Source organism: Pararhizobium polonicum, assembly GCF_001687365.1.
GTDB lineage: Bacteria > Pseudomonadota > Alphaproteobacteria > Rhizobiales > Rhizobiaceae > Pararhizobium > Pararhizobium polonicum.
In genome coordinates this window covers 532,960-547,861 of the sequence record NZ_LGLV01000004.1, presented here as the reverse complement: position 1 = coordinate 547,861, position 14,902 = coordinate 532,960, and the positions used below count along the sequence as shown (strand labels likewise).

The following is a 14,902-nucleotide window of genomic DNA, read 5'->3' as shown; positions in this document are numbered from 1 at the left end:
CCATCGGGGGTCTCATTCTGCCTTTTCAACATTTGGTACATTCCGCCCGGCCGCCACACGATGAGGCAACTTAGAAAGCGACTGTTGATATTTCGTATGCAAGAGCAGGGGAGATTTGAATGGAAATGCTTACGGTGCGGTAAGGATTTGGCGAACTGTGCCAAAGCTTACGTCTTTGAAGGCAAGGACTCTGACTTGGCTGGCTGGTCTAGTCGCTCGCCGCCGTCTTTTGCGCGGCATGAACTTCGCAGTTGGGCGTACAGGAAAGCACGGAACGGCTGGTCTGGCGGAAAATGCGAACAGTGTTGCCTTCGTCGATCGAGACCAGAATGCGTTCGTCGACGATGGCATTGCCGTCAATATCGAGAAGAACAATATTGGTCGTGCCGAAGCTGCGTCCGGTCACCACGATGGTCTTTGAATCCGCGACCGTCGCATCGGCCACATCCGAATTGCCGATAATGACTTTGCTGACCGGCCGGTCGAGCTTGAGAACGCGCGCATGGTCCATATAGACGCGCAGCATGTCTTCGTCAGCCTGAACGGGGCTGGCAGCGAGAAGAGCGGCCAAGGCAAGGCCTGCGCCGGCCGTGGCCAGCAACCAGGCGCCGGGGGCTGTGTTTCGCGAATTCATGGCTGTTCCCTGACGATGCGGATAAGCCAGTATCGCCGTTTTTGGTGAATGAAGGGTTAAGGTGCTGGGATGGCTCTGAATGCACGCAAAACTAGCATCGCGTTTACCAAAAAAACAGCCCGCCGCCGTTAAGGTTTCGATAACTGTTTTCTTTAAGACGATTGAAATTCGCGCTGTGTAGCTTTGGCTTACCCGATCAACGGATAACAGTTGGCGGAAGTGCTGAACAACAGATAGTGAAGTAGGAGAAATGATATGACCAAGATTTTCGCACGTTTCATGAAGGATGAATCCGGCGCGACCGCGATCGAATACGGCCTGATCGCCGCCCTCATCTCCGTCGCCCTGATCACCGGCGCAACGGCCCTCGGCAGCGCGCTCGACGCCAAGTTCACAGAACTCGGTACCACGCTCAAGGACGCTGGCAAGTAATAAGCTTCTGAGTTTGACGTTGAAAGCCGCCCGTTGGGGCGGCTTTTTCATTTAATCGAGTAGGGGCTTAGCCGTTGGATTGTTAAATCCTAAATGCTTTGCTGTGTAACATGAGATGGAACAGTGATTCTGTCCGGGCCGGAGGGTGTCGAAGCATGATCGAGGCAGCCATTTTTGTTATCTTCCCGCTTTGCCTGGCCTTTGCGGCATTCTCCGATCTGTTCACGATGACGATCCCGAACCGGGTCTCGATTATTCTGCTCGGTGCCTTTCTGCTGGTTGCGCCGTTGGCAGGTCTCGGTGTCACCGCGATCGGCATGCATCTGGCGGCCGGAGCGATCGTCTTCTTCAGCTGCTTTGCGCTGTTTGCCCTCAATATCATGGGCGGCGGCGATGCGAAATTGCTGACGGCGAGTGCGGTGTGGTTCGGTTTCAACGCCGCGCTGTTCGAGTTCCTTCTTTATGTGTCGATCTTCGGCGGTCTCCTGACGTTGCTGATCCTCGCCCTGCGCAGTTATGAAAACACCATCCTCGCATCCGGACTTCGCGTGCCGCATCTCCTCTTTACGGCAAAGAAAGTCCCCTATGGCATTGCCATCGCATTCGGTGGTTTTGTCGCCTATCCTGCATCGCCGCTGATGCAGGCCGCACTCGCGCAGATTCGTTAATCGCTTCGCATCATTCTGACCCGGCAGCGCCGGTCTCAGTGCAACGAACCGCGTTCTGGTTGTGGCTTTATTGCTCAATCATTTGTTAACCACGAATGTAAGCTGTCCGTTAACTATAATTACACCAATTCCGGGTCATTCTGCGGTGAGCATATTCTCAGGCTGCAGGGAACGATCATGAAACCGGTGCGTGTTATTATTCTGGCAGTCGCCGTCGTGTCGGCGGGGCTGGCTGGATTCCTGGCACTCAAGCTGACCAGCGGCAAGACCGTTGTCAGCACTGCCGAGCCGGTCATCGAACGCGAACCGACCGTCAATGTTCTGGTTGCCAGCAAGAGCCTGCCTGTCGGTTCAAGGCTCAATCCGGATTCCATCCACTGGATTTCCTGGCCGAAGGACGGCATCGTCGATGGATTGATCACCGAGGAGGTGCGTCCGAACGCGGTGACGGATCTTCAGGGCGTGGTCGTGCGCCTGCCGATTTTCAATGGCGAACCCGTGCGCCAGGAGAAGATTGCCGATTCCTCGAGCCGGATCATGTCCTCGCTGCTTCCGGCCGGCAAGCGCGCCGTCGCCACGGAAATTACCGTCGCCACCGGCGCTGGCGGTTTCATCCTGCCGAATGACCGTGTCGATGTGATCATGGTGCGCAAGGCCGATGGTGGTTCCTTCCTCACCGAAACAGTTCTCAGCAATGTTCGCGTCCTCGCCATCGATCAGCAGGTCGAGGAAAAGGACGATGGATCCAAGTCGGTGGTCGGAACCACCGCGACGCTGGAGCTGACGCCGGACCAGTCGAAAGTCATGACAGTGGCCCAGCAGATGGCCGAACGCCTGTCGCTGGCACTGCGCAGCGTTGCCGACGCGCAGGAGCCGGATACGATCGCAGCAGACTATCTGCTCAGCGGCGATGGGAGGCCCTCCATTCAGGTGATCAAATCGGGCTCCATCGTCCCGAGCAATGAGGGCTCTACCATGAGCCTGGCGAAATGATGTGTGAGCGGGAGCGAAACGTGAACCGGATCGGAAACAAATTTCGTAGCTCTGTCGTAATCGGATTGGCCTTCTGCTTGGCCTTTTCCGACATGCCCGGACAGGCTTTTACCGCAGAGGCGGCGTCTGAATCGGTGGTGCGCATCGTCGATAGCGGGCCGGGCGTGAAAAAGACCATCAAGCTGGGGCTGAACAAGGCGATCGTTGTCGACCTTCCGGCCGATGCCCATGACATTCTGGTTGCCGACCCGAGCCTGGCCGATGCCGTGACCCGCACCTCGCGGCGCATCTATCTCTTTGGCAAAACCGTCGGGCAAACGAATATCTTCGTCTTCGGGCCGAACGGCGAGGAAATCGTCAGTCTCGATCTGGAGATCGAGCGTGATGTCGCTGGTCTGCAAGCCAATTTGCGGCGGTTCCTGCCGGATTCCGATATCAATGTCGAAATCATCTCGGACAACATCGTCCTGACCGGTACGGTTCGCACGCCACTCGATTCGACCCGCGTCGAAGAGCTCGCGCGGGCCTTTATCAAGGGCGGTGAAGCGACAACCCGCAACATCACAGCAGAAGGCAATGCCGGCAGCACCGCAGATATTTTTGCAGAAACCCGCCAGCAATCCCAGATCGTCAATCTTTTGAGGATCGATGGCGAAGATCAGGTGATGCTCAAGGTGACCGTGGCTGAAGTCTCGCGCCAGGTGCTCAAACAGCTCGGCTTCAGCGGCTCGATCTCCAAGGGGAATGACAACATTCTTTTCTCCAACCCGGCCAACCTTGGCAGCGCCGTCAACCCGTTCTCTTCGGTCATCACCTCTTCGATCGGTTCGACCGGCATATCGAACTATATCAATGCCATGGAGCAAGCTGGCGTGATGCGCACGCTCGCGGAACCCAGTCTCACGGCCATTTCCGGCAAGAAGGCCAGTTTCTCCGTCGGTGGTGAATATCGTCTTCCATCCAGCCAGGAGATTGGCGACGATGGGACCCTGTCACGCGAGACCGAAACGGTGGAATACGGCATCGGCCTCGACTTCACACCAGTCGTTCTCGGCCCCGGCCGAATTAGCCTGGAGATCGCCACCGAAGTGTCCGAGCCGACATTCGAAGGCTCCAATGTCAGCGGCAACGCCGGCGCTCTGCGGATCGGTGCTCCGGGGCAGACCTATATGTCGATCCGCCGCCGCAAGGCATCGACCAGCATCGAGCTTCCCTCCGGCGGCTCCATTGTGATCGGCGGTCTGGTTCAGGACAATATCCGCCAGGCGATGTCGGGTGTCCCCGGCGTGTCGAAAATCCCGGTTTTCGGCGCCCTGTTCCGGTCCAAGGATTTTGTCCGCAACGAGACCGAACTTGTCATCATCGCGACGCCTTATCTGGTGCAGCCGGTGGCGCGCGCCGCCCTGTCGCGCCCGGATGATAATTTCAACGCTGCCAACGATCTTTCCAGCTTCTTCCTTGGCGAGGTCAATCGCATCTATGGCAACCGTCAGGCCGCGCCCGCTGGGCAGTATCACGGCAATGTCGGCTTCATCTACAAATAGGCGGGAACGGACATGGCAACCAAGATCATCCTGAACCGCAATCTCAAGAGGCATTCGACCATGTGGCCAAACACCTTGACCGGTCCGGTTCGTCTCGCACGCACCCTGGCGATCGGCGTCCTGCTGGTGGCTGGCACGAGCCTTGCCGGCTGCGCCAATCGGGACGGCATGTCGACCGGCGCCTTGCCGGACGACTACCGCACCCGCCATCCGATCGTGATTGCCGAAGCGGAACATGCGATCGATGTGCCGGTCGCATCGAGCGATCGGCACCTGACAAAGGGCGCGCGTGACGTCATCCGCGGGTTTGCATCGGCCTACAACGATTCCGCGACGGGCACGATCCAGATTCTGGTGCCGAGCGGTTCGGCCAACGCCCAGGCAGCGTCCATGCTGCGCAAGGAAATTCGCGGTGTACTGGTTGGGACCGGAATCCCGGCGACGCGCCTCGTCGAGGTTAGCTACCAGGCGAGCCCGCAGGGCGACGCGGCGCCGATCCGGCTGACATATACCGCCGTGACTGCGACGACGGCCCCTTGCGGCAACTGGCCGAAGGACCTTGTCAGCAATACGGTCGAGAATCGCAATTACGAGAATTTCGGTTGCGCCAGCCAGGCCAACCTTGCCGCACAGGTCGCCAATCCGATGGATCTGATCGGTCCGCGCGCCATGTCGCCGATCGATGCCGTCCGGCGCGGTCAGGTGATCAAGGACTATCGCGGTATTTCGACCGGTGAAGACTAGACGCGCATCATTGGCGGCAATGACCAATTCGGGCAGCTTGACGGGATAGCACCATGAGCACGATTGACTACAAGATCGAGACCGGCGCCGGCGAACCGGACACCGTCAACGATGCGATCCGCTCGAATGATATCGATCATTTGCGGCCGCTTCCGCGGATTTCCGTGCATGCCTTCTGCGAAACGGAAGGGTTGCTGCGGGTTATGGAGCGTTGCGGCCAAGACCGGCGGATGACGAAGGTGACGCTGCGGATCAACCGCGGCACCATTGCCGCCGCCGCCAGCATGTTCTCGACGACGCCGACGCCCAACCTGATCATTCTGGAAACGGCCACCGAGCCCCGCCTGCTGATGGAAGAGCTCGCTCCGCTGGCGGCGGTCTGCGACCCCAGCACCAAAGTCATCATCATCGGCCGTTACAACGATATCCCGCTCTATCGCGACCTGATCCGCAACGGGATTTCCGAATATATCGTCGCTCCGGTCGCCATGCCCGATGTCCTGAGCGCCATCGCCGCCATCTTCGTCGATCCGGAAGCCGAGCCGCTGGGCCGCAGCATCGCGTTCATCGGCGCCAAGGGTGGCGTTGGTTCCTCGACGCTGGCCCACAATTGCGCCTGGGGCATTTCCAATCTGTTTTCGACCGAGGTGGTGCTTGCCGATCTCGATCTGCCCTATGGTACGGCCAATATCAATTTCGACCAGGATCCGCCGCAGGGCATTTCCGAAGCGGTTTTTTCGCCCGAACGCCTCGACGAAGTCTTCCTCGACCGTCTTTTGACCAAGTGCTCGGAGCATCTGTCGTTGCTTGCGGCGCCCTCCATGCTCGACCGGCCCTATGATTTCGATGCGGCGGCGTTCCAGCCGCTGATGGAAATTCTGCTGCGCAACGCGCCTGTATCGGTGCTCGACGTGCCGCATCTATGGGCGGACTGGACGCGCACGGTACTGGCGGAGGCCGACGAGGTCGTGATCACCGCCGTCCCCGATCTTGCCAATCTGCGCAATGCCAAGAACCTTTTGGACTCGCTGAAGAAAATCCGGCCGAACGACAAGATGCCGCATCTGGTGCTGAATCAGGTCGGCATGCCGAAACGCCCGGAAATATCGCCGGCCGACTTCTGCGATTCGCTTGAGATCGAGCCGGTTGCGATCATTCCGTTCGATGCCGTGCTGTTTGGAAATGCTGCCAACAGCGGCCGGATGATCGCCGAGATCGACAAGAAAGCGCCGACGGCCGAGACCTTCTCACAGCTCGCCCATCTGGTGACGGGCAGGGTGACGGCCAAGAAGGCCAAGAAGGGCGGACTTGGCAAGATGCTCGGAATGCTCGGACGCAAGTAATTGACAGTCAAACGAAAACCGGATTGAGCGCATGTTTGGTAAACGAGGAAACGAAGGCTTCGGAAAGGGCGGCACGATCAGCCCTCCTGTGCACGCGATCATGCCGGTGGCTGTCGCCGAGCGACCGGCTGCACCCGTTCTTGCCGAACCCGCTCGCGAAACGATCCCTGTCACCCGTGGACAGGCGTCTCCACCGCCCGTTCGTAAAAAGGCGGTTCGGACCGAAGACTATTACGACACCAAGAGCCAGGTGTTTTCGGCACTGATCGACACGATCGATCTCTCCCAACTCGCCAAGCTCGACACGGAGAGCGCGCGCGAGGAAATCCGCGACATCGTCAACGATATCATCACGATCAAGAATTTCGCGATGTCGATCTCCGAGCAGGAAGAACTGCTGGAGGACATCTGTAACGACGTGCTTGGCTATGGTCCGCTGGAGCCGCTGCTTGCACGCGACGATATTGCCGACATCATGGTCAATGGCGCCGGACAGACCTTCATCGAAGTCAACGGCAAGACCATCGAATCCGAGGTCCGCTTCCGCGACAACGCCCAGCTTCTGTCGATCTGCCAGCGCATCGTGTCGCAGGTCGGCCGCCGCGTCGATGAATCCAGCCCGATCTGCGACGCGCGTCTTCCCGATGGCAGCCGCGTCAACGTCATTGCGCCGCCGCTGGCCATCGACGGTACGGCGCTCACCATTCGTAAGTTCAAGAAGGACAAGCTGAAGCTCGACCAGCTGGTCAAGTTCGGTGCGATCACGCCGGAAGGTGCTGTTCTTCTCCAGATCATCGGCCGCGTCCGCTGCAATATCGTCATCTCCGGCGGTACCGGCTCCGGCAAGACCACGCTTTTGAACTGCCTGACCGGCTATATCGATCTGGAAGAACGCGTCATCACCTGCGAGGATACGGCCGAACTGCAGCTGCAGCAGCCGCATGTGGTTCGCCTCGAAACCCGCCCGCCGAACATTGAGGGCGAGGGCGAGATCACCATGCGCGATCTCATCAAGAACTGCCTGCGTATGCGGCCCGAACGCATCATCGTCGGCGAAGTGCGCGGACCGGAGGTTTTCGACCTTTTGCAGGCGATGAACACCGGTCACGACGGCTCGATGGGCACCATCCATGCCAATACGCCGCGCGAATGCCTCAGCCGCATGGAATCGATGATCGCCATGGGCGGCTATTCGCTGCCCGCCAAGACCGTGCGCGAAATCATCTCAGGCTCGATCGATATCATCATTCAGGCCACCCGTCTGCGTGACGGCTCGCGCCGCATCACCCACATCACCGAGGTGATCGGCATGGAAGGTGACGTGATCATCACCCAGGACCTGATGCGATATGAAATGGACGGCGAGGACGCCAACGGCAAGATCATCGGCCGGCACAAATCGACGGGCATCGGCCGGCCGCACTTCTGGGAGCGCGCCCGCTACTTCAACGAAGACAAGCGGCTGGCCGCGACGCTCGACGCGATGGAAAAGGACTGAGGCGCTTCATGTTCGGAATAGATGTCACCATTCTGGCGATTGTCGGTCTCGTCGCGCTTGCGACGGCCGGACTTGCCTATGGCATTCTGTTCACGCGCATCGAAACCGAAAAGAAGGCCGAGAGCCGCGTCCGCAAGGTCAAATCCGCCGAAACCGACAGGGTTCAGGTCAAGGCTGCGCGCGACCGCATGAATGAAATGTCCAAGCGGCGGAAATCCGTTCAGGATTCCCTGAAGGATCTTGAGAAAAAGCAGCAGGAAAAATCGGCCAAGGCCAAACCGAGCCTGAAGATCAGGTTGATGCAGGCCGGTCTCAAGATCTCGATCGCCCAGTTTTATATCGCCAGTGTGATCTTTGGTATTGTGGTCGGCCTGCTGGCGCTGATAGGCGGGGCCAGCCTGCTGGTGGTCGGCGGAATCTTTGTCGTCGGTGCAGCCGGTTTTCCGCGCTGGTTCGTCAATTTCATGGTCAAGCGCCGTTGCAAGGCGTTTCTGAACGAATTCCCGAATGCGCTCGACGTCATGGTGCGATCGATCAAGTCCGGCCTGCCGCTGAACGATGCCATCCGGCTGATTTCCAGCGATGGCCAGGAACCGGTCAAGACCGAGTTCAGGCGCATCATCGAGGCGCAGCAGGTCGGCCTGAACATTCCGGAAGCCTGCGCGCGCATGATCAACAGCATTCCGCTGCCGGAAGTCAATTTCTTCGCCATTGTCATCGCCATTCAGGCGCAGGCCGGCGGCAATCTCTCCGAAGCGCTCAGCAATCTCGGCAAGGTGCTGCGCGAGCGCAAGAAGATGAAGGCCAAGGTCCAGGCGCTGTCGATGGAAGCCAAGGCATCGGCCTATATCATCGGCGCGCTGCCGTTCATCGTCTCGCTTCTCGTGTACCTGACATCGCCCGAATACATGATGATCCTGTTCACCGATCCGCGTGGCCATTTCATCATGGGCTGTTCGGCGGTGTGGATGAGCATCGGCATCTGGGTCATGCGCAACATGATCAATTTCGATATCTAGGAAAGGCCGGGCATGAGCGAGGGACTGATCAATACCCTGACCGATCCGAACATCATCGTCGCCTTTCTGGTGTCGGTGGCGGTGCTGGCGACGTTCTATTCTCTGGCCGTTCCCTTCTTCGAGAAGGGCAACCTGGACAAGCGGATGAAATCGGTCGCCACCGAGCGCGAATTGATCCGCGCCCGCGAACGCGCCCGTCTGAACAGCGAAACGGTGAGCAACAAGGCATCGTTGCGGGCACAGAACAATACCTCGATCCGGCAGGTCGTCGAACGGCTGAATCTGCGCAAGGCGCTGGTGGACGACAAGACCGTCAACCGGCTGAAATCAGCCGGCTATCGCTCGCAGAACGCCCTCAACACCTTCCTGGTCGCGCGTTTCTGTCTGCCCTTCGTGTTTATGGCCGTCGGCGCCTTCTACATCTTCGTCCTTGGCTATCTCGCCGACAAGGCGCTGCCGGTGCGCCTGCTGGCGGTGATCGTTATCGCCTATGCCGGGTTCTATGCGCCGAACATCTTCATTTCCAATGCGGTGAGCAAACGGCAACAGTCGATCCGCAGGGCCTGGCCGGACGCGCTCGACCTGCTGCTGATCTGTGTGGAATCGGGCATCTCCATGGAACTCGCCATGCGGCGCGTGGCCGATGAAATCGCCGTCCAGTCGGCGCCGCTCGCTGAAGAACTGGTTCTGACCACGGCGGAACTGTCCTTTCTGCCGGATCGCCGCGTCGCGCTTGAAAACCTGGGGACGCGCGTCGGGATCGATGATGTGAAGTCCGTCATGCAGGCGCTGATCCAGGCCGACCGCTACGGCACGCCGATTGCCCAGGCCCTGCGCGTCCTGGCGCAGGAAAGCCGCGACCAACGCATGAACGCGGCCGAAAAAAAGGCGTCTGCGCTGCCGCCCAAGCTGACCGTGCCGATGATCCTGTTCTTCCTGCCGGTCCTGATCGCCGTGATCCTTGGCCCGGCCGGCATCCAGGTCTCCGACAAGTTCTGAAAACCATTGCCGCACAATGTCAAAGGCACCACCACGATAATGCGGTAGTGCCTTTGACATTGTGCGGTATCAGAGGGCAGACGGTCCGCCGGTCGGCAACAGTGGCCGGCAGCGGTTTTGTCAGTTGGTATTCTTGTCTTCCTTGGACAGCTTCTGCCAGGCGTTCTGCTGCGACATGATCGAGCGCAGATATTTGACATTGGCTTCCGCCTGGTCGGGCGAGAGTTCCTGGCGGGCGATCTGCTCGGCCTCGGGGAAGCGCCCCTGCAGGCCGATGGCGAGCGCCAGATTCTGCCGGACGCTGCTATCGGCACCGGGCTGGTTGACCGCCGACCGCAGATAGGTTTCCGCCGTCTTCAAATCCTTGGCAAGCAGATAGGACATGCCGAGATTGGACAAAACGGTCGGCTCGTTCGGCTGGATGTCGAGTGCCTCGCGGTAGCGCTGGCGCGCCTCGGGCGCGCGGCCGAGTTGATCGAGGATCGCGCCTTCGGCCGATTTCAGCTTCCAGTCCGGCCGATCCGGCGTCTGGGCGCGGGAAATCGTGTTCAGCGCTTGCTCCAGCTGGCCCGCGGCCGCCTGCGATTTGCCATAGGCCGCCAGCACTTCGCGGTCGGTCGGGAAATTGATCGCCACCTGCTGCATGACGGCCAGGGCCTGATCATTGCGGCCGGTCATCCTTAGCATATTGGCATAGTTCAGGCCGGCGGCACGGTCCTTCGGGTTGCGCGTATAGGCCTTGCCGATGCTTTCCGCCGCGGCGGAAAGTTCGGTGGCATTCATCGATTGCACCGGTTTGGAGAAGCTGGGGGAGGAAATGGAACCGGTTGTCAGTTCTTTCTTCTGCGTTCCGCAGCCAGCCAGCGACAAGGCGACGATCGCCATCGCGGCGCCCCGCAGGAGCCTGCGGCTGGAAAGAGACATGTGTCCGTGTGAAATCATTGCCAACGCCCCTCAGCATACGTTCAAGCACCGGACGCAATCCCCAACATGTCGGCGCAATCTTCACTCCATCAATAATCTGTTAACCCTAATAGAGTGTTAATCGCATGATTCTGCACCGCTCCTTCGGAAGGTTTTCCATGGCCGCCTACCAATTCATCGACCGTCCGTCGCCGTTCAACACCAGCGCTGGCAAGACCCTGCCGATCTTCGCGGTGACACCGGCTCATATCGAGCTCGGCGCCATCGACCCCATCGCGCTCGACTGGGCGCGCAAGGCAGGCTTCAAGGCCGAGTCGGGCGCGGTGCTGCTGATCCCTTCGGAAGATGGCCATCTCGGCGGGGCTCTGTTCGGGCTTGGCGCCAATCCGTCCGAAGCGCCGTTCCTGACCGGTAAGCTGGCGCGCACATTGCCAGCCGGAAAATGGCATATCGAGACCGCCCCGTTGACGGCAAACCGTCTGGCGCTTGGCTACGGCCTCGGCTCCTACCGTTTCGACCGCTACAAGGCTGCGGCGAGCGAAGCGCCGACCCTGATGATTCCCGCCGATGCCGATGCCGCCGATATCAAGCGGCAGCTCGCCGGCGTCTTTCTTGCCCGCGATCTCATCAACATGCCGACCAACGACATGGGCCCGAATGCGCTGGAAGACGCATTCCGGGCGCTGGGCGACCATTACAAGGCCACGGTTTCGGTCATTTCCGGCAACGATCTGCTCAAGCAGAATTTCCCGCTGATCCACACGGTCGGCCGCGCCAGCGCCGAGGCGCCGCGCCTGCTCGAGATGCGCTGGGGCAAGAGAGGTCACCGTAAGGTGACGCTGGTCGGCAAGGGCGTCTGCTTCGATACCGGCGGCCTCGACATCAAGCCGGCGGCCTCCATGCTTCTGATGAAGAAGGATATGGGGGGCGCCGCCAATGTCATGGGGCTCGCCCTGATGATCATGGATGCCAAACTGAAGGTGGACCTGCGCGTGCTGGTCCCGGTCGTCGAGAATTCGATTTCCGCCAATGCCTTCCGTCCGGGCGATATCTATCGCAGCCGCAAGGGGCTGACGGTGCAGATCGACAACACCGATGCCGAAGGACGGCTGATTCTTGCGGATGCGCTTGCCTATGCGGACGAGGAGGAGAGCGACCTTCTGATCGACATGGCAACACTGACGGGGGCCGCCCGTGTTGCGCTCGGCCCGGATCTGCCGCCCTTCTATACGGATGACGCGGACCTGGCCGAGGATCTCAACGAAGCCAGCCTGACGGTCGATGATCCCATGTGGCGCATGCCGCTCTATAGAGGTTACGAGAAGGACATTTCGGCTCGCATCGCCGATCTGACCAATGCACCGTCCGGCGGCATGGCCGGATCGATCACGGCAGCACTTTTCCTCAAGCGCTTCGTCACGAATACCAGAAGCTGGGCTCATTTCGACATTTTCGGTTGGGCACCGGCGGAACGCCCGCATTCACCGCTTGGCGGAGAGGCGCAGGCGATCCGGGCGCTGTACCATCTGATTGCCAAGGGGAAAAAGTGATCTTCGACCGCCGCTTGATATGAGCATGGCCCCCGTCCGTCGCGAACAGGGGCCATGCTTCGATCACTATACGTCCTGAAGGGGATGCCTACTCGTTGATCAGCCGCTTCAACAGCTCGATCTCATGCGACAGCTTGGTATCGCCCGTGATCAGATCTTCGATCTTGCGCACGGCGTGCAGCACGGTCGTATGATCGCGTCCGCCGAAACGGCGGCCGATTTCGGGGAAGGAGCGGGGGGTCAAAGTCTTGGCCAGATACATGGCGATCTGGCGCGGTTTGACGATGACGCGGGTGCGGCGGTTGGAAACCAGTTCCTGACGCGACACGTTATAGTGCTTGGCGACGACGCGCTGGATGTCCTCGATGCGTACCCGGCGCGGTTCGCCGGCATTGACGAGATGGCCGAGCAGTTCATCGACCCGCTCGATCGACAGCTGCGGTTCGAAGGACAGGCGGAAGAGCAGCTGGTTGAAGGCGCCTTCGAGCTCGCGGCCGCTGGCCGTGATGTTGCGTGCGACATGGCTGAGGATATTGGCGGGAATGTCGAGCGAGGCGTCGTCCAGGCGGGCGACTTCGAGGCGGCGCTTGAGGATTTCAAGACGCATCTCGTAATCCGGGCCTTCCATCTCGATGGCAACGCCACCCTGCAGGCGCGAGCGGACGCGCGGATCGAGTGATTCCAGCTCCCACGGCGCACGGTCGGCGGCAACGACGACCTGCTTGGCGCTGTCGAGCAGCATGTTGAGAAGATGACAGAATTCATGCTGGATCGACTTGCCCTGCAGAAACTGCATGTCGTCGATCACCAGAAGGTCGATGTTGCGCAGCGTTTCCTTGAGCGACAGCGCATCGTTGTCACGGATCGCCGTTGCGAAACGCCACATGAAATATTCCGCCGTCAGATAGACGACGCGGGGTGCCCGGGCACTCTGGATCGCGGCGGTGGCGATGGCCTGCAAAAGGTGGGTCTTGCCGAGGCCGACCGTCGAATGGATGAACAACGGGTTGAAGCGCACGGCGCCAGCGCCGGCTTCGGCGATCGTCTTGGCCGCGGCAAGGGCGACGCGGTTCGAGGAGCCTTCGACGAAGCTCTCGAATGTGTAGCGTGAATCGAGTGGCGAACCGAACAGCGGTCCCGCGACCGGCTGCAGTTTCTGAAGATTGCCGACTGTTGCGGCCGCATGATGGGCAAGGGTCTGCGGCGCGGACCGGCGCGAAGAGGCTGGCGTCGCGACATCGCTGCGGTTTGCCTGCGGCGCATCTTCCTGAAGGCCGGGCCGGGTGCTGCGGGTCGCGCTGCGCACCAGGATTTCCACCTTGAGGATTTCGGCATCTTCCTGCTGGAAAATGCTGGTGATCAGGTCGAGGTAACGGTTGTTGATCCACGACTTCAGAAAGGTCGTGGGAACGGAAAGCCGCACAACGCTCTTGGAGACCGAATGCAACTTCAGCCGGCCGAACCAGCTGGCAAAAACATCAGGGCCGACCTGGGCTTTCAAACGCGCACTAACCCGCTCGAAAAGTGCGCTATGAATCATCTCGCCTTTTTCCCCCGCCGTGACATCAGACTGCGTTACCGCGATCTGACGTGCATTCTCCCCATTTTCGAACGCACCCGCCGCCGTCACCGAATTACTAAGCATATTGCCGCCTTCCAATATCATTCCGCGACGCCGCCATTGCTGCCGGCGTCAGCCTTTATGTTTGTCTCGTGCGGCCCTTTTCAAAGGCATGCCGCCAATCCAAACGCTCTCCGTTCCGCCAGAGGAATCCTCATTCCCCTCCGCCGGCACGGTTTCCGTACAAATCCGCTGGGCTGAAAGCCAAACGGATGTCCCGCTTGCACGGTCCAATGTCCAGGCAGGCCTCGTATAAAGCCCGTCCTGTCTTTCACCGGCCTTCCCAACCCTCGTTAAAAGAAGGGTGGCCAGTCGTCGCAAATGCGTCCTCATCCGCATTCCAGCTGCCGTCTCCGGGTCGCGACGGCAAAAGCCGTCGTGACGCCTCGTCCGGCGCATCGAGGGGGTATGCGCATCCACAATCAGAAGTCGCAGAACGTCGTCCCGAGCAAAGAGATTGCACGGCTGAAAACGCCCTGTTCTGATTGATGGAACGTTGTGGAACCACCCCGTTACAGAAAGCTTAGGTGAGATCGTGCTGCCCGTTGAAAGGCTGCCTTTCCATTCTATCCACAGGTATATCCTGCGCCTTCTGTGAAAGGCATTTAGGCAGGATCGGGACCCAAGATCAATCGCGAATTTTAGCGCTTGGGAGGAGCTGGGCGTTGACTCTCATAGCGTGTCCTGCATGGACCGGAGGCCTGCGGAAGAGAATCGCTTTTGAATCAAGGGCTTTGAATTTTCGCTCTGAAGTTAGCTGACGAAAAACAAAAAAAATAAAAAATTTCTTGACTCGCCACACACCTTAACAGGCCTCGGCTGGAGGAGGGCAGGTCCGAGTATCCTCCTGTAAGTATTTGATTTTGCTGTAAATATCATGTCATTGCGATGACATAATGATTTGCACAAGGATTAACCATCCAGAAGGCTGAA

At 59.5% G+C, this 14,902-nt stretch carries 13 protein-coding genes; 10 read left to right on the top strand and 3 right to left on the bottom strand.

The window, feature by feature from the left end:
* Positions 1 to 208: 208 nt before the first annotated feature.
* Positions 209 to 634, bottom strand: a complete 426-nt coding sequence (locus ADU59_RS04335; protein ID WP_083198115.1) for a pilus assembly protein N-terminal domain-containing protein — start codon at positions 632 to 634, stop codon at positions 209 to 211.
* Positions 635 to 889: 255 nt separating this feature from the next.
* Between ADU59_RS04335 and ADU59_RS04330 the strand changes: the two genes are divergently transcribed.
* The 9 genes from ADU59_RS04330 (at position 890) to ADU59_RS04290 (ending at position 9,874) form a co-directional block, all read left to right on the top strand.
* On the top strand, positions 890 to 1,066 hold the full coding sequence (locus tag ADU59_RS04330; RefSeq protein ID WP_068951989.1) for a Flp family type IVb pilin: 177 nt from the start codon (positions 890 to 892) through the stop codon (positions 1,064 to 1,066).
* Between the two features lie 155 nt (positions 1,067 to 1,221).
* On the top strand, positions 1,222 to 1,734 hold the full coding sequence (locus tag ADU59_RS04325; protein ID WP_068951987.1) for an A24 family peptidase: 513 nt from the start codon (positions 1,222 to 1,224) through the stop codon (positions 1,732 to 1,734).
* Positions 1,735 to 1,911: 177 nt separating this feature from the next.
* Positions 1,912 to 2,727 carry a Flp pilus assembly protein CpaB gene (gene cpaB / locus ADU59_RS04320; RefSeq protein ID WP_068951985.1) on the top strand — a complete coding sequence of 272 codons (816 nt, stop codon included), beginning with the start codon at positions 1,912 to 1,914 and terminating at the stop codon, positions 2,725 to 2,727.
* Positions 2,728 to 2,747: 20 nt separating this feature from the next.
* On the top strand, positions 2,748 to 4,271 hold the full coding sequence (locus ADU59_RS04315) for a type II and III secretion system protein family protein (protein WP_425331995.1): 1,524 nt from the start codon (positions 2,748 to 2,750) through the stop codon (positions 4,269 to 4,271).
* A 12-nt stretch (positions 4,272 to 4,283) separates the two neighbouring features.
* The gene (locus ADU59_RS04310) at positions 4,284 to 5,015 is read left to right on the top strand and encodes a CpaD family pilus assembly protein (protein WP_083198114.1); all 732 of its coding nucleotides are present in this window, start codon (positions 4,284 to 4,286) and stop codon (positions 5,013 to 5,015) included.
* A 53-nt stretch (positions 5,016 to 5,068) separates the two neighbouring features.
* A complete protein-coding gene (locus ADU59_RS04305) occupies positions 5,069 to 6,358 on the top strand; it encodes a CpaE/TadZ family protein (protein WP_068951982.1) in 1,290 nt (429 codons plus the stop codon).
* 31 nt (positions 6,359 to 6,389) lie between these two features.
* Complete coding sequence (locus tag ADU59_RS04300) at positions 6,390 to 7,856, top strand: TadA family conjugal transfer-associated ATPase (protein ID WP_068951980.1); 1,467 nt, start codon at positions 6,390 to 6,392, stop codon at positions 7,854 to 7,856.
* An 8-nt stretch (positions 7,857 to 7,864) separates the two neighbouring features.
* Entirely contained in the window at positions 7,865 to 8,875 is a 1,011-nt protein-coding gene (locus ADU59_RS04295) for a type II secretion system F family protein (RefSeq protein WP_068951978.1), read from the top strand.
* Between the two features lie 12 nt (positions 8,876 to 8,887).
* Positions 8,888 to 9,874: a type II secretion system F family protein gene (locus tag ADU59_RS04290; RefSeq protein WP_068951976.1), complete on the top strand. Its 987-nt coding sequence runs from the start codon at positions 8,888 to 8,890 to the stop codon at positions 9,872 to 9,874.
* Between the two features lie 120 nt (positions 9,875 to 9,994).
* Here ADU59_RS04290 and ADU59_RS04285 read toward each other — a convergent pair whose 3' ends face one another.
* Positions 9,995 to 10,816 (bottom strand): tetratricopeptide repeat protein, encoded by an 822-nt coding sequence (locus ADU59_RS04285; protein ID WP_068951974.1) that lies wholly within the window; start codon positions 10,814 to 10,816, stop codon positions 9,995 to 9,997.
* Positions 10,817 to 10,956: 140 nt separating this feature from the next.
* Between ADU59_RS04285 and ADU59_RS04280 the strand changes: the two genes are divergently transcribed.
* Positions 10,957 to 12,348: a leucyl aminopeptidase family protein gene (locus ADU59_RS04280; RefSeq protein ID WP_068951973.1), complete on the top strand. Its 1,392-nt coding sequence runs from the start codon at positions 10,957 to 10,959 to the stop codon at positions 12,346 to 12,348.
* Positions 12,349 to 12,436: 88 nt separating this feature from the next.
* On the opposite strand, the gene dnaA is transcribed toward ADU59_RS04280, so the two are convergent.
* A complete protein-coding gene (gene dnaA / locus ADU59_RS04275; RefSeq protein WP_068951972.1) occupies positions 12,437 to 13,888 on the bottom strand; it encodes a chromosomal replication initiator protein DnaA in 1,452 nt (483 codons plus the stop codon).
* Between the last annotated feature and the right edge of the window lie 1,014 nt (positions 13,889 to 14,902).

Bases quoted from the DNA above. Each gene is read 5' to 3' on its own strand.
- ADU59_RS04335 (WP_083198115.1), bottom strand. From the start codon at position 634: ATGAATTCGCGAAACACAGCCCCCGGCGCCTGGTTGCTGGCCACGGCC.
- ADU59_RS04330 (WP_068951989.1), top strand. From the start codon at position 890: ATGACCAAGATTTTCGCACGTTTCATGAAGGATGAATCCGGCGCGACC.
- ADU59_RS04325 (WP_068951987.1), top strand. From the start codon at position 1,222: ATGATCGAGGCAGCCATTTTTGTTATCTTCCCGCTTTGCCTGGCCTTT.
- cpaB (WP_068951985.1), top strand. From the start codon at position 1,912: ATGAAACCGGTGCGTGTTATTATTCTGGCAGTCGCCGTCGTGTCGGCG.
- ADU59_RS04310 (WP_083198114.1), top strand. From the start codon at position 4,284: ATGGCAACCAAGATCATCCTGAACCGCAATCTCAAGAGGCATTCGACC.
- ADU59_RS04305 (WP_068951982.1), top strand. From the start codon at position 5,069: ATGAGCACGATTGACTACAAGATCGAGACCGGCGCCGGCGAACCGGAC.
- ADU59_RS04300 (WP_068951980.1), top strand. From the start codon at position 6,390: ATGTTTGGTAAACGAGGAAACGAAGGCTTCGGAAAGGGCGGCACGATC.
- ADU59_RS04295 (WP_068951978.1), top strand. From the start codon at position 7,865: ATGTTCGGAATAGATGTCACCATTCTGGCGATTGTCGGTCTCGTCGCG.
- ADU59_RS04290 (WP_068951976.1), top strand. From the start codon at position 8,888: ATGAGCGAGGGACTGATCAATACCCTGACCGATCCGAACATCATCGTC.
- ADU59_RS04285 (WP_068951974.1), bottom strand. From the start codon at position 10,816: ATGATTTCACACGGACACATGTCTCTTTCCAGCCGCAGGCTCCTGCGG.
- ADU59_RS04280 (WP_068951973.1), top strand. From the start codon at position 10,957: ATGGCCGCCTACCAATTCATCGACCGTCCGTCGCCGTTCAACACCAGC.
- dnaA (WP_068951972.1), bottom strand. From the start codon at position 13,888: ATGATTCATAGCGCACTTTTCGAGCGGGTTAGTGCGCGTTTGAAAGCC.